This is a genomic window from Anaerorudis cellulosivorans, assembly GCF_025943985.1.
Classification (GTDB): Bacteria; Bacteroidota; Bacteroidia; order Bacteroidales; family Dysgonomonadaceae; genus Anaerorudis; species Anaerorudis cellulosivorans.
The window spans coordinates 1-14,689 of sequence record NZ_JAPCWE010000006.1 but is presented as its reverse complement, the minus strand read 5'-3'; the positions used below and the strand labels follow the sequence as shown (position 1 = coordinate 14,689).

General features: G+C 39.0%; 15 protein-coding genes and 2 tRNA genes. 13 read left to right on the top strand and 4 right to left on the bottom strand.

Annotated features, from left to right (window positions below; translation table 11 throughout):
• Nucleotides 1-3: 3 nt before the first annotated feature.
• Nucleotides 4-660: a succinate dehydrogenase cytochrome b subunit gene (locus OLM34_RS04505; RefSeq protein WP_264405528.1), complete on the bottom strand. Its 657-nt coding sequence runs from the start codon at nt 658-660 to the stop codon at nt 4-6.
• Between the two features lie 636 nt (nt 661-1,296).
• On the opposite strand from OLM34_RS04505, the gene trpS reads away from it, so the two are divergent.
• From trpS to OLM34_RS04490, 3 genes are all read left to right on the top strand, one after another.
• Nucleotides 1,297-2,286: a tryptophan--tRNA ligase gene (gene trpS, locus OLM34_RS04500; RefSeq protein ID WP_264405527.1), complete on the top strand. Its 990-nt coding sequence runs from the start codon at nt 1,297-1,299 to the stop codon at nt 2,284-2,286.
• A 96-nt stretch (nt 2,287-2,382) separates the two neighbouring features.
• Nucleotides 2,383-3,288, top strand: coding sequence for a DUF2156 domain-containing protein (locus OLM34_RS04495; protein WP_264405526.1), 906 nt, complete (start codon nt 2,383-2,385; stop codon nt 3,286-3,288).
• Between the two features lie 64 nt (nt 3,289-3,352).
• Nucleotides 3,353-4,228 (top strand): GNAT family N-acetyltransferase, encoded by an 876-nt coding sequence (locus tag OLM34_RS04490; RefSeq protein ID WP_264405524.1) that lies wholly within the window; start codon nt 3,353-3,355, stop codon nt 4,226-4,228.
• A 9-nt stretch (nt 4,229-4,237) separates the two neighbouring features.
• On the opposite strand, the gene corA is transcribed toward OLM34_RS04490, so the two are convergent.
• Together corA and rsmA are read right to left on the bottom strand one after the other, a co-directional pair.
• Entirely contained in the window at nt 4,238-5,182 is a 945-nt protein-coding gene (corA, locus tag OLM34_RS04485) for a magnesium/cobalt transporter CorA (RefSeq protein WP_264405523.1), read from the bottom strand.
• Nucleotides 5,183-5,216: 34 nt separating this feature from the next.
• Nucleotides 5,217-6,020, bottom strand: a complete 804-nt coding sequence (rsmA, locus tag OLM34_RS04480; protein ID WP_264405521.1) for a 16S rRNA (adenine(1518)-N(6)/adenine(1519)-N(6))-dimethyltransferase RsmA — start codon at nt 6,018-6,020, stop codon at nt 5,217-5,219.
• Nucleotides 6,021-6,205: 185 nt separating this feature from the next.
• Between rsmA and OLM34_RS04475 the strand changes: the two genes are divergently transcribed.
• From OLM34_RS04475 to OLM34_RS04440, 8 genes are all read left to right on the top strand, one after another.
• A complete protein-coding gene (locus OLM34_RS04475) occupies nt 6,206-7,222 on the top strand; it encodes a lysylphosphatidylglycerol synthase transmembrane domain-containing protein (protein ID WP_264405520.1) in 1,017 nt (338 codons plus the stop codon).
• A gap of 9 nt (nt 7,223-7,231) precedes the next feature.
• Nucleotides 7,232-8,725, top strand: coding sequence for an aminoacyl-histidine dipeptidase (locus OLM34_RS04470; RefSeq protein ID WP_264405519.1), 1,494 nt, complete (start codon nt 7,232-7,234; stop codon nt 8,723-8,725).
• Nucleotides 8,726-8,774: 49 nt separating this feature from the next.
• Nucleotides 8,775-8,981, top strand: a complete 207-nt coding sequence (locus tag OLM34_RS04465) for a DUF3309 family protein (protein ID WP_264405518.1) — start codon at nt 8,775-8,777, stop codon at nt 8,979-8,981.
• Nucleotides 8,982-9,007: 26 nt separating this feature from the next.
• The gene (locus OLM34_RS04460) at nt 9,008-10,654 is read left to right on the top strand and encodes a S8 family serine peptidase (protein WP_264405517.1); all 1,647 of its coding nucleotides are present in this window, start codon (nt 9,008-9,010) and stop codon (nt 10,652-10,654) included.
• 5 nt (nt 10,655-10,659) lie between these two features.
• The gene (gene xseA / locus OLM34_RS04455) at nt 10,660-11,973 is read left to right on the top strand and encodes an exodeoxyribonuclease VII large subunit (protein WP_264405516.1); all 1,314 of its coding nucleotides are present in this window, start codon (nt 10,660-10,662) and stop codon (nt 11,971-11,973) included.
• Nucleotides 11,973-12,164 (top strand): exodeoxyribonuclease VII small subunit, encoded by a 192-nt coding sequence (gene xseB / locus OLM34_RS04450; protein WP_264405515.1) that lies wholly within the window; start codon nt 11,973-11,975, stop codon nt 12,162-12,164. The genes xseA and xseB overlap by 1 nt, the downstream gene beginning before the upstream one ends.
• Before the next feature lie 11 nt (nt 12,165-12,175).
• Nucleotides 12,176-12,862: a 2-C-methyl-D-erythritol 4-phosphate cytidylyltransferase gene (locus tag OLM34_RS04445; RefSeq protein ID WP_264405514.1), complete on the top strand. Its 687-nt coding sequence runs from the start codon at nt 12,176-12,178 to the stop codon at nt 12,860-12,862.
• 145 nt (nt 12,863-13,007) lie between these two features.
• Nucleotides 13,008-13,472 (top strand): Lrp/AsnC family transcriptional regulator, encoded by a 465-nt coding sequence (locus tag OLM34_RS04440; RefSeq protein WP_264405512.1) that lies wholly within the window; start codon nt 13,008-13,010, stop codon nt 13,470-13,472.
• Nucleotides 13,473-13,528: 56 nt separating this feature from the next.
• On the opposite strand, the gene OLM34_RS04435 is transcribed toward OLM34_RS04440, so the two are convergent.
• Nucleotides 13,529-13,602 (bottom strand) — tRNA-Pro (locus OLM34_RS04435).
• A gap of 107 nt (nt 13,603-13,709) precedes the next feature.
• On the opposite strand from OLM34_RS04435, the gene OLM34_RS04430 reads away from it, so the two are divergent.
• A tRNA-Gly gene (locus OLM34_RS04430) sits at nt 13,710-13,782 on the top strand.
• A gap of 74 nt (nt 13,783-13,856) precedes the next feature.
• Nucleotides 13,857-14,615, top strand: coding sequence for a hypothetical protein (locus OLM34_RS04425; RefSeq protein WP_264405510.1), 759 nt, complete (start codon nt 13,857-13,859; stop codon nt 14,613-14,615).
• Nucleotides 14,616-14,689 lie beyond the last annotated feature (74 nt).

Genomic DNA, 14,689 nt, shown 5'->3' with positions numbered 1-14,689 from the left:
ACTTTAATAAGCGAAATGTAGGTAAATGGGTATAATCGAGAACCCGATCAGGATGAGAGTTGCAAAAATATTCCCGATTACTTTTATGCGTTTCAACCACACTTTGTTGCTCCAGCCGATGGTGTGTAATGCACTCCAAAAACCATGAGTCAAGTGAAACCATAACAGCACGAAAGCGGCAAGATAGACGAGCACTACCCAACTATTTTGAAAGAGGCCAACTACCAGCTCCGACCCTTTGCTTACAGCGGTAGGGTCACCAATCAATTCCTTAAACTGCATATTGTACCATAATTGATACAAGTGAAGAATTAAAAAAAGCAAGATGCTCAGCCCCAGTATAAACATGTTTTTGGACGACCATTGGGTAGGAGTTTTGCTTGAGGATTCATAGCGTTCTTTGCCACGGGCTTTTCTGTTCTGTAAAGTAAGCATAATGGCATAAATGATATGCACGGCAAATCCTGCTGCTAAAACAAGTGTCCCGATAATAGCATACCAATTTGCTCCTAATAGTTCACAAATTTTGTCATAGGCTTCCAATGAAAATACCAAAGCCAAGTTCATTGACATGTGGAAAAGCAAAAAAAGAATCATAAATAAGCCGGAAATGCTCATGATGAATTTGCGGCCAATGGAAGATTTTATTAACCAACTCATAAAGTTTTATAATTAAGTATTTGTACGTATTTGTTCTATTTTAATCTTTACAGATTTCAATCGTCGTGCAAAAGTAAACATTTTTAAGCATCATAAAAAGGATTATTTGCAGAAATTTTTCTTTATACCTATTGTACATGTGTTCTGTGAGCATAAAGAGGGTTAAAATAGCTATGGTTAAACGCGTTTTGCGAATGAAGATCATATTTTGTTCCTTTTCTGTTAGAAAATTCGGATGAAGATAAAAGAATTTTGCTTACTATGTTCATGAACGATATTCTATAATTCTGCTAAGTGGATGTTTCATGTCCGCTTCATGCTTGCATCAAGGTAAGGAAAAAAATGTCGGATTCCGTTGATTATTGATAAAACCCTCTTGAATATTTGCAGTAAAAAAAGCAAAATTTTGGAGCGGACTTGGAGCGAGGAAGATGCAGCCTTGGTACGGACTTGGTATTATCCGATTTTAATTCACTAAAAAATGAGTTTTACAAACATTTAGTGTAAATTTACACTTGCCGGTTGACTTTACACCTCTCTGTTATTTTTAGTGGTCTTTGTGTAAATTGGAAATTATCATGTAACTTTGCATGGTGAAATTAAAAACAGATCTTTCTTTGGTCGAAATATGATATTATGGATATAGTAGTAAGCGGCATTCGCTCAACGGGAAATTTACATTTAGGAAACTATTTTGGTGCATTGCGCAATTTTATTCGGATGCAGGACGAAAACAAGTGTTTTTTCTTCATCGCCGATATTCATTCACTCACGACGCATCCCGACCCCAAATCGTTACATGCAAATGTAAAAAATGTATTGGTCGATTATCTGGCAGCAGGTATCGATCCCGAAAAGTCGATTATTTACTTACAAAGCGATATCCCCGAAATAGCCGAGTTGTATCTTTATCTTAACATGCATGCCTATTTGGGTGAGTTAGCCAAAACGACTTCTTTTAAAGAGAAAGCTCGCAAGCAACCCGATAATATTAATGCCGGTTTACTGACGTATCCTACCTTGATGGCTGCCGATATTATTATTCATCATGCCGATAAAGTGCCGGTAGGAAAGGATCAGGAACAGCATCTGGAGATGACGCGTCGTTTTGCCCGCAGGTTCAACAATTTTTACGGTGTCGAATATTTTAAAGAACCCGTTGCTTATAATTTTGGGCAAGAATTAATTAAAATTCCCGGCTTGGATGGCAGTGGGAAAATGGGAAAGTCCGAAGGAAATGCCATTTATCTTTCCGATGAACCCAAGGTGATCGAAAAAAAGGTAAAACAAGCACTTACCGACTCGGGACCCAAAGAATTCAATTCACCTAAGCCCGATTATATCGAAAATCTTTTCACCATTATGAACGTGGTTTCAGAGCCCGAAGTAGTGCAACATTATGAAGAGCTTTGGAATAAATGTGAGATTCGCTACAGCGACATGAAAAAGCAACTTGCTGAGGATATTATCAAAGTGACCTCTCCTATTCGTAAACGCATTTTGGAAATAGAGAAAGACGATACTTATTTACACAAAGTAACTACAGAAGGAGCAGAAAAAGCACGAGAGAGTGCATCGAAAACACTGAAAGAAGTACGGCAAATTATGGGGTTCCAACCTTTTTAAATACACAATACTTATTATTTTAAGGAACGCAGTCGGAAAGAAAAATTTCATATCCGATTGTTTTTTATTGTATAAACAAATCAAAAAAAATTATATATGTTATCATTTAAAAAAGTGGAACTTAGTGATAAGCCTCTTATTAAGCCTTTTTTGGATCAACAAAATTATCGGGCTTCCGAATTTTGTTTCACTAATTTATGTTGTTGGGAAATAAAATATCAAACTGAATTTACAATAGATAACGATTGGTTATTGATTCGTTTTAAAGACGATGAAAATAACACATCTTATCTTAAACCTCTTGGGAAGGGTGATTTAAAAAGAGCCATAACAACCTTGATAGATGATTCTTCTCAATTTGATACTCCTTTTCAGTTAAGAAGTGTCACCCCTCAAATGTGGAACGAAATTGAAATGGCGATGCCGGGAGCATTCCGTAAAACATCCGATAGAAAATTATTTGATTATATTTACACTTCAGATAAACTTATCTATTTGAAAGGGCGAAAGTTGCAGAGTAAACGAAATTACGTCAACCGATTCAAAAAAAAGTATGATTGGTCGTATAAATCATTGACGGGGAGACCTGACTTGGTGAAGGAGTGCAAGCAAATGTTGGAAAAATGGATGGAGGAGAAAGGTGAAGATAAGGATTTATCGCTTAGGTTTGATCATTATGCAACACGGATGATGCTCGATAATTTTGAATATTTGGAATTGCGAGGGGGTGTAATTTGCATTGAAGGGCAGATGATTGCTTTCTCCATTGGTTCAAAACTTACCGAAGATACGCTTGATGTGCATGTAGAGAAGGCGATGAGTGAGGATGTGCCTGAGGCATATGCTGTTATTAATCAGCAATTCGTGGAACACGAGGCGAGTGATTTTACTTATATCAATAGAGAAGAAGATATGGGACTTAAATCGTTACGTAAAGCGAAACTTTCTTATCGACCCGATATTTTGTTGGAAAAATACATTTTAAGGTTGAAAAGCAAATAATTTTTCTTGGCTGAATATCAGTATTTGTTTTCAACTGATCACCCAATTGCCAATTGAGTTACAAATGATAAAATATGCCGATAATACGATAGCGCCTCAGGTACGACAAATGTGGAAAACTGTTTTTGGTGATCCTGAGGCATATATGGATATCTATTTCCGTGATAAATATCGTAACGAAAACACCTTGGTGTATGTTGAAGACGGCAAACCTGTGGCATCACTGCAAATGTTGCCATACATGTTCTCTTTTTGTGGAAGAGAAATTCCCATCGCCTATATTTCGGGAGCTTGTACGTTGCCTGAATACCGTAGAAAAGGATATATGTCTACCCTTTTGAAGCAGTCTTTTCATGAAATGAGAAAAAGAAATATCCCTCTTAGTCTATTGGTTCCTCAAGAAGCGGGATTGGTGGATTTTTATGCTCGATTTGGTTTTGCTCCGGCATTTGATGCGGGCAGGGAAGAGTTGCCTTCGTTGAAGGAATTGCTTGCTCGTCACCCCGACGATTTATATGGAGCTTATTGCGAGTTTGATGAATGGTTCAGAGAAAAGGATGTGACGGTGCAGAAATCGTTCGACGATTTTCGGTCGATTGTGGAGGAGGCTGCTCTTTTTGGATTTCCTCCTAAACGAAACCTTATGGGAATGGCTCGGATAATCGACGCAGAAACCTTGTTGCGTTTTTTTGCGCAACAATACCGTGACAAAAATTTCTCGCTTTCGGTGAAAGATTCTATATTGCCCGAAAATGCCGATACTTTTGTTGTTCAAGGAGGAGACTGCAAAAGACATTACAAAGAACGTGATCCCCTTTTCCAAGTTGGGGTTGGAGAATTAGTTCAGCTCTTATTGGGATATCATACTTCGCTGAAAGATGAACCTTTGCGATCGTTTTTTCCGGAAAAGAAACCCCAAATGAATTTCATGCTGGAATAAATGCCGGCATTACAGCCATTTTTTTCTTTTGAAGAAAAGCAGAATAAAAACGGCTGATAAAACCATGATGATGATGGAGAAAGGGTATCCCCATTTTTTGTCGAGTTCGGGCATATAACGAAAATTCATACCGTAAATGGAGGCAATGAGTGTGGGTGGCATGAAAACAACAGAAACGATGGTAAATATTTTGATGATTTTGTTTTGTTCCACATTTACATAACCCAGAAAGGTATCTTGCAGATAGTCTAGACGGTCGAAACTGAATTTTACGTGTTCGATCAGCGAATTGATATCTTTAATGATCATATTGAGTTTGGGTTGATGATCGGGCGGTATGAATTCGCTGCGAATCATGCTCGAAACCGTTCGTTGCTTATCGATAATATTCTCGCGCAGCATCATGGTTTTTTCTTGAAGGTTTTTGATTTCAGATAGGAGCTCTTCATCCGCTTCTTGAAGGCTGATGCTATTACTGAGCTGGGTGATCTTTTGGGTCATGTCTTCAATCATATCGGCGTCGAATTCGACCCGTGTTTCGAAAAGAGCTACCAGCACGTCGACTCCGGACGTGTAGCTTTTGGGATTGGCTGATATTTTTTTTATGGTTTCATGAAACGAAATGAGTTCCTGGCTGTGAACTGTTACCAATATATTGTTTTTAAGAATAAAAGAAACGGGATCACTTTCGAAATTCGATAACAGAAAGTTGGAATTTACCACTAACGTATCGTTAGTTTCGATGTAACGAGACGACATTTCGATCTCGATCATCTCTTCTTCTTCCTGGATATATATTTTAAGAAAGTCTTCGAGTTCGTTTTCTATTTCTTCATCCACGTCGATAAGATCAATCCACAAAAAATTTTGAATGGGTGTCGATTTTAAAAAATCAAGGCTGCGGCTTACTCTGATAACGCCGTCTTTATGATAGAAAAGTTTAATTTCGGCCATTTTTTAATTGAGTTTTAATCGGTGAATAAATCCGTTATTTTTCTCTAGATGAGATGTCTTTTGCCAGTGGCTCCAATAAGTTGGTAAGTTCTTCAAACTGTGCAATGGATAATTGCTCAGGACGTTGATTAAGTAAAGGGTCATCGGGCAACCGACTTTCATCGGGCAGTAGCGATTTTAGGGAATTTCGCAGCATTTTGCGCCGCTGGTTGAAGCCTGTTTTCACTACCGATTTGAACAATTTTTCGTTGCAATCGAGCTTCTCTCGCTTGTTGCGTGTGAGTCGCACAACTGCCGACTTGACTTTAGGCGGAGGGATGAACGCCTGTTCACTCACCGTGAAAAGATACTCAATATTGTACCATGTTTGCAGCAAAACACTGAGGATACCATATGTTTTGTTTCCCGGAGGAGCAATTATGCGTTCGGCCACGTCTTTTTGTATCATACCTGCGCAACAGGGAATGATGTTTTTATTGTCGAGGACTTTGAAGAAAATCTGTGACGAAATATTGTATGGATAATTTCCGATTAAACAAAATGCACTGTTATTATAGAGTTTTCCAAGATCTAATTTCAAAAAATCGTTCTCGATAATCTTGTTTCCTAATTCCGGGAAGTGTTCGCGCAAGTAGGCGGTGGATTGTCGATCAATCTCAACGACAGTCAGATTGCGCTTTTTTTCAATGAGATAGCGTGTAAGCATGCCGGTTCCCGGCCCTACTTCCAGAATAGGTAGCAAAGGGAATCCGTCGAGCGTTTCAGCTATATGTTTTGCAATTTCCGTGTCTTTCAGAAAATGCTGCCCGAGATTTTTCTTCGGCTTTACCGGCAACATGCGTTATTAAATTAAAATCCTTATCTTTGTTGGCGCAAAGGTAAGGATTTTATTAAAAAAACAGGCATAAACCATGTGTTTAAAAAACATGAAGATGGTTTGTTTTATTTCAAAGGCTGTTATGCTTTCACGACCAATTTCTTCTAGTGATATATAGTAAAAATAAAAGTCAAATTTGAAACGATATGAATTCGAAATCCCTGAAAGATATCCTAAAAACAGTTCTTTCGCTTGCTATGGGGCTTCTTATCGTTTGGCTTCTGTATCGGAATACTGATATAAATACGCTTTGGGGAATTGTGAAAAATGCACATCTTGAATTTATTCTCATTTCACTTATATTCGGACTTATCGGAAACATTATTCGTGGATTGCGATGGGAGGTATTTATAAATTCGTTGGGATATCACCCCAAACGACTGAGTGTTATTTATGCTACGCTCGGCAATTATGCCGTAAATTTTTTGTTGCCACGCGCAGGTGATGTTTGGAGGTGTGCAGCACTTACCCGTTATGAGGGAGTGCCATTTTCCAAAGCATTCGAAACCTATCTGGTGGATAAGATTTTCGATCTGCTTGCGTCTGTTTTACTTGTTATCTTGAGTATGATTCTATATCTCGACTTTTTCATTTCTTATTTTCGGAATAATCCCGATTATGGCGAAAACATTGTACACTTTTTCAGTTCGGTTTGGTTTTATGGCATTTTGATTGGTTCGGTTATTATTTTTTTTGTTGTATTCAAGGTATTCAAAAATGCTTCACCGGTAAAGAAAATGAGTATTTTTTTTAAAGGTGTGATCCGCGATTTAAAAATGGTAGCTCAAATGAAAGAGAAAAAACGGATTGTTTTTTATACTATACTCGTGTGGTTTTCATTTTATTTGTATTTTTATATCTGCTTTTATGCTTTTGATTTTACGAAAGGGTTGGGGCCCCTTGCAGGGTTGATTGTTTTTACGATGAGTAATGTAGGAGTTGCAGTACCGGTGCAGGGCGGAGTAGGTGCATGGCATTTTATGGTAATTTCTTCGTTGGTTATTTTGGGTGTAGGTTACGAAGAAGCGGGGGCTTTTGCAGGGGCTGTGTTTACGATTCAATCCGTATGGATTATATTATGCGGAGTAGTTGGTATTATGGCATTGCCTTATATGAAAAGAACGGTACAACACCAAATAGTTGAGGTAGAATTAAAAAAATAGAAGAGCAGAATGGAGAGAGAACGAACTAAATACTTTTTTATGGCTGAAAATGAAATATCGAATCTGAAGCCCCAAAACGTGTGGCATCATTTTTACGAACTGACGCTAATTCCACGACCAACAGGACATATGAAAGAAGTGACCAAATTTTTGATGGATTTCGGTAAATCACTTGATTTGGAGACTTTTCAAGATAGGGCAGGTAATGTCCTTATTCGGAAACCGGCTTCAAAAGGTTTTGAAGGAAAACAGACGGTAATCTTGCAGGCTCATTTGGACATGGTTCCTCAAAAAAATTCGGATACCATTCATGATTTTACAAAAGATCCCATTGACGCTTATATAGATGGAGAAAATGTACGAGCTCGTTCAACAACATTGGGAGCAGATAACGGCATCGGTGTCGCCATGATTATGGCTGTTCTTGAAGATAAATCGTTGCAGCACCCACCTATCGAGGCTCTCTTCACCGTCGATGAAGAAGGGGGTATGAATGGTGCTTTTTCCTTAAAAAAAGGTCTGCTTGACGGGACGCTCATGCTTAATCTCGATTCAGAACAGGAAGGCGAATTATGTGTGGGTTGTGCCGGAGGAGCCGATGTGAATGCAACGATTCAATATAAAGACGATACGGAAATAGCGGCAGGCGATGTTGCTTTCAGAGTCAACCTTAAGGGTTTGAAAGGTGGCCATTCGGGAGCTCAAATTCATTTAGGCAGGGCTAATGCCATTAAACTGATAAATCGTTTTCTTAAGGATGCGATAAGAAATTACGAAGCTCGTTTGTCGAGCATACAAGGGGGATCGTTGCGAAATGCCATTCCGCGGGAAGCATTTGCCGTGATCACTATTCCCGAACAACTATCAGAAGATTTGATCGATTTAGTGAAAGAATACGAAGATCTTTTTAATGAGGAGTATCGGGGGATTGAAGAAGGGATTATTTTCGAGGCAGAAAAAGTGAAATTACCCAAAAGTCTTATACCTGTTGAAATTCAAGATGATATCGTTAATGCTATAGAAGGATGTCCCAATGGAGTAATGAGCATGTTGGCCGATTTTCCCGGTGTAGTGGAGAGTTCTGTCAATTTGGCGGCAGTGACATCTGCAAAAGGTAAAATTGAAGTTAAATTAATGGTTCGCAGTTCTTGCGAAAGTCGAAAAGAATGGGTTTGCTCGTCGGTTGAGAGTGTATTTTTACTGGCCGGAGCCAAAGTGGAAATCAGCGGCGATTATCCCGGTTGGCAACCGAATATCGATTCGGAATTGTTGCATACAATGGAAAAAGTTTATTTCGAAAAATTTGAACGACGTCCGATCATATCCGTTATTCATGCCGGATTGGAATGCGGGATTATTCAATCGAATATGGGGCATAAAGTGGATATTGTTTCTTTCGGACCCACCATAAAAGGAGCGCATTCTCCCGATGAATCGGTTGAAATAGAGTCGGTAGAAAACACGTATGACTATTTGATTTCTGTTTTGGAGCAAATCGGTTAATTTGCAAGTTGTTTAAAAAAAGAGGGGAGAATTATAAAATTCGATGGCGGTGAAAAATAAAGTAAAGTCTTATGTGTTATTGCCTGTAATACTGATTGTTTATACGGTTGTGATGGCAATTGTTAGTTTGCCCCGCTATCGGCGTAGCGGTAATTGGGGTGAATATGTGCTGATTATTGCGATATCTCTCATTGCTTCCGTTATTCTCTATTTCGTTTTAAAAAAGAAACATAAAATTCGGGATAATTTCAAGTAACTTGCTTTTCGAATCAGGAGTGAATTATGACGCGTACGCTTATATCTATTTTATTTTTTATTTATTCCGCTTTTTTGTTTGGGCAATCTTCTTTCGAATATATGTTTCGTGTCTATCTTACCGATAAAGGGGATCACTCTTTTTCGGTATTTCAACCCGAAAAATTTTTATCGAAGCGATCTTTAGAACGGAAATCCCGTCAAAACGTAGCGGTAGACTCCTTGGATTTTCCGGTTTCAAACGAATACCTCGGCAGCATAGAAAAAGAGGGTGGAAAAATTGTATCGAAAAGCAGATGGTTTAATACCTGCGTGGTTCAACTTTGCGATAGTGCATCCATCGATCGGATAAAATCGTTGCCATTTGTCGATTCCGTGAAATATGTGTGGAGAGGTCAAGTAACCCATCATTTTAATTTCATGCGACCTCGTCTTGGAAGAATTCGTTGTGAAGATGAACCCGATTTTCATAATTATTTTGGTTTTACCGAAAAACAATTCAGCGTACATAATGCCGAGGCAATGATAAAAGCCGGATTTCAGGGAAAGGGAATGCATGTGGGCATAATTGATGCAGGTTTCACCAATTGTGATGTGATTCCTTATTTTGATGATGTAAACCTTTTCGGATACCGCGATTTTGTTCCTACAGGTAATATTTTTTCGGCTAATGATCATGGCACAAAAGTGTTTTCCACGATGGCCGTTGATCAACCTGACCTGATGATGGGGTCTGCTCCTAAGGCAAATTATTGGCTGTTTCGTTCGGAAGACAGTAAAACCGAATTTCCTGTGGAAGAAGATTTCTGGGTTGCGGCTATTGAATATGCCGACAGTGTGGGTGTGGATTTGATAAATACTTCTCTCGGATATAACGATTTCGACGACAAAACGTTAAGTTATTCTCATCTTCAGCTCGACGGGAAAACATCGCTTATGACATCGGCTGCCAATAAAGCCTTTGAGAAAGGCATGTTGGTGATTGCGAGTGCGGGTAATGAGGGAAAAAAACCTTGGGGAAAAATTACCGTCCCGGCCGATGCTGAAAATATATTGGCTATTGGTGCCATAAGAACAGATAGTGTAATCGCTCCGTTCAGTTCTGCAGGACCCACAGCAGACGGACGAATCAAGCCCGATTTGGTTTCTGTGGGATCTGGGACCATTACTATTGGCAGTGACGGCATAATCGGAATGACTAACGGTACTTCTCTCTCTTCGCCTTTTCTTGCCGGACTTATTGCATCGTTATGGTCTATTAATCCTCTGCTGAACAGGAATGAGTTGGTGGATATTGTGAAGCGTTCGTCCAGCCGATATGCACTTCCCGATACGATTTACGGTTATGGTATTCTCGATTTCGGGAAAGCGATGAAAGAAGTATTGAAAACAGTAAATGCTTTTGATAAAAAAGTAATAAATGCGTATTTTGCTGTTGGACCTGATCAAGGGGGTAAAAATTATGTGCTGACGCTTTTAGATCCGCAGTTCAGAAACGATTCATACCGAGTGAATATGCTTGATGAAGATGGAATTAAAATTACAGGCTTACCGGTTGATGAAAATTATTCAGTTATGTTTTATTTGCCCGAGAAAGTTCGCAAAGGGAACAAGTTTATCCATTTTGTCATCGATACTCCATTAGATCAATACGTTGTTCGTATAAAATTATGATTTATATGCAAAAATCATCGTTGTCTTTGTCTGAACTCAACCGTTCTGTTCGTGATACTATTCGTAAGAATTTTCCCGATACCTATTGGGTACGGGCAGAAACGAGTGATGTGAGGCGAAATCAAAATGGGCATTGTTATCTCGAATTCATTGAAAAAGATCCGGTAACGCAGGTAATTCTTGCTCGTGCCAGAGGAATGATTTGGGCAAACACTTTCCAAATGTTGTCAACCTATTTCGAAGGAGAAACAGGACAACCGTTTACTTCGGGATTAAAAGTGCTGGTACGTGTGAGCGTGGATTTTCATGAAATTTATGGCTTCTCTCTGAATGTGGTGGATATCGATCCTACCTTTACTTTGGGCGAAATGGCAAAAAATCGCTTGCTGGTGTTGAAGCGATTGGAAGAAGAAGGAGTGCTGACGTTGAACAAGGAGTTGACTCTGCCCGAATTATGCAATCGTATTGCCGTTATTTCTTCACCCACTGCGGCAGGTTATGAGGATTTCTGTGATCAGTTGGCAAAAAATCCGTACGGACTGGTCTTTTATACCAAACTTTTTCCTGCCGTCATGCAAGGAGAAAAAAGTGAAGTTTCTATCATTGCTGCATTAGAAAAGATATATGCATACCGGCATTTATTTGATGCCGTAGCTATAATACGTGGTGGAGGGGCTACTTCTGAATTAAATTGTTTCGATTCATATTTACTGGCAACTCATTGTGCTCAGTTTCCTTTACCTATAGTTTCAGGTATTGGGCATGAGCGTGATGTCACTGTGTTGGATATTGTCTCGCATACGCGTGCGAAAACTCCAACTGCGGTTGCTGAGTTTTTTGTGGGTCATGTTGCCAAATCTTTCGCTGAATTGATAGATTTGGAAAAACGATTGGTAGCGGTAAGTAGGGATTTTTTACAGCGTGAAAAATTCAGGTTGTCTGTATTGTCGAAAGAAGTTTATCATTTTTCCACTGCATTCATGCGCGATCAATCGGCTTTAATCGGACAAACGGCTTTCAGACTTAAACATTTTGTTAATCGGATGATCCAATTATTACAACAACAAGAACAACAGCGTAATCTGCGATTTCGACATGCATTGGAACAGCGATTACAAAACGAAAAGCAAACGCTTTTGGTTAGCGAACAGTATATTCGGATGGTTTCCCCGGAAAATATTTTGAAGCGGGGTTATACCATCACTATGAAAGCCGGAAAGATTATAACCTCTGCTGAAAAATTACAGATCGATGAGCTGATTGAAACGTTGTTTTGGAATGGGAAAATAGTATCACAAGTAAAAAAATTGAAGGAATAATGGAGAAACTAACGTATTCAGAAGCTAAGAAAGAACTCGAAGCTATAGTAGCGGCTATCGAATCGGGTGAACTGGATGTGGATGCATTGACTGAAAAGGTTAAGCGTGCATCGGAACTTATTGCTTTTTGTAAAGAAAAATTGACAAAAACCGACGAGGAGTTGCAGAAATTATTGGATGATATTGATTAACAGCACTAAAAATGACATTCGAAAAATATAGTGCAATCATCGTTGCCGGTGGTAAAGGGTTACGTGTGGGGGGTGAGGTGCCTAAACAGTTTCAGCTTATTGGGAATAAACCCATGCTGATGCATACTATCGAGGTTTTTTATGCATGCAATCGTCAAATGAAAATTGTGGTTGTGCTTCCTCGCGATTATTATTCACTTTGGGACAACCTATGCAAAAAATATCATTTTACCATTCCGGTAGTCACGGTTGAAGGAGGGGAAACCCGTTTTCATTCGGTAAGAAACGGTTTATCGATTGTTTCTGATGATGAAATTGTCGCCATTCACGATGCTGCAAGGCCGTTTGTTTCACCTGAGGTTATTGACCGTTGTTTTCGAGAATCTTCTCTTTTTGAGTGCGGTGCAATTCCGGTGGTAGATGAAAAAAACAGTGTTCGAATTATTGCTCCAGACGGGAGTAGTAAACCTATCGATCGTAATTCGATAAAATTGGTTCAGACGCCTCAAGTTTTTCCGGCGCATCTATTGAAGCAAGCCTATAATGTCGATTATCGGTCTTATTTTACAGACGATGCCTCTGTTGCAGAAGAATATGGCATCGAAATACATTTAGTAGATGGGAATGAAGAAAATATAAAAATAACCACCGCTTTTGATATGAAATGGGCTTCTTTCTTTTTGGAAAGAGGCCGATGATTTTTGTTTTTTGTTTTCAAATTCCCTTAAATCGTCGTTTTTTCATATACAAAATCGATTTTTCTTGAAAATTTATTTTCAAAATGTCAATCTCTGAAAGAAATTTATTATTTTTGAAAGTTATTCATGGTAAAAATTTATTCCTATGGGGAAAATCGATAAATTAGATAAGCAGATTTTAGAAATTATTTCTCAAAATGCCCGCATCCCTTTCCGCGATGTAGCCGAACAGTGTGGCGTTTCACGCGCAGCTATCCATCAGCGTGTTCAACGGATGATTGAAAACGATGTGATTACTGGATCGGGATACAATGTAAATCCTAAGGTTCTGGGTTACGCCACAAGTGCATATATCGGTGTTAAACTCGAAAAAGGTTCAATGTATAAAAATGTCATACCCGAGTTTGAAAAAATTCCGGAAGTGACAGAATGCCATTTTACCACCGGGCCCTATACGTTGCTTATCAAGCTTTATGCTCGCGATAATGAGCACTTGATGGATTTGCTCAATAACCGTATTCAGGAAATACCCGGCGTAGTTGCAACAGAAACGATGATTTCGTTGAGTCAGAGTATTAAAAGAGAAGTACCAATTATAAAAGAAGCGTAAACCGATCGATAAAATATTCAAAAAAAAGCGAAAGTCAATCCGATTTTCGCTTTTTGTCGGGATGAGGTGACTCGAACACCCGGCCTCCACGTCCCGAACGTGGCGCGCTAACCAACTGTGCTACATCCCGATCTTTTGAGTATGCAAAGATAATTATTTTTTTGTAGAAAAAACGATAAAAACTACTCGGAAGTTATCCATTGAATAATAAAATCTGTTATATTTGCACAATGAAATGCGGCAATAGCTCAGTCGGTAGAGCATTAGCTTCCCAAGCTAAGGGTCGCGAGTTCGAGTCTCGTTTGCCGCTCAATGAATTTTTTTCCGCCTTACGGGTTTATCTCCTGTTCGGCGGTTTTTTTAGTTGCAACAAAGAATCTTTTCATGTTTTATTTTAATCCCGAAAACGATCTTGCACTAGCCAATTTTAACCCTTTCTACACACCACCGGCTTCTGCATGGAAAATGGCAAACGATTTGGCCATTTTGCCGATGTGGTATGCCGGGGATGGATCAACAATTATTGCTGAGGATCGTTATAATAGGGATTTCTTAGATCGAATAAAAGAGGTGTTCTCGCTCGATGTTTCCTTAATTTCTTTTTCTGACCTCTCTTCTTTCTCCCGTGAGAATGTAATTCCATGGGGATGGAATCCTTCTTTGCGAAAGAAGTTGATCGATGCAGGTATGGATGTTGCATCTTTACCATCATTGGATGAGTTAGAACGAATTCGAGAATATTCGAGTCGTCAGAATGCTGTTCGATTGTTAACGGATTTACAAGCAGAGCATCCATTCTTTTGTGGAGAATCTCATTATTTTACCGAAATAAACGATGTATTGAAATTTCTTTCTTCTGATAATGGAGACAAAGTGCTGAAAATGCCTTTCTCCGGAAGTGGTAAAGGTCTTGTGTGGATTAAAGGAGGTATCACCGATAAACAACAAGATTGGTGTAAACGTGTTATAAATAATCAGGGAGGAGTTGTTGCAGAACCCGTTTTTGATAAGGTGCAGGATTTTGCAATGGAATTTCGCATCGATGATGGAAGAGTTCATTTTACGAGTTATTCTCTTTTTCATTCTACATTGGATAATCCGGAGCATGTCCACCCACTTTCCGGTCAAAATCCGGTGATTTAAGAAGATAGCAAATTCTTCGAAAATCAACCATTTTGTCATATATCCAAGAAAACAGCTTATATATTGTAAAAATA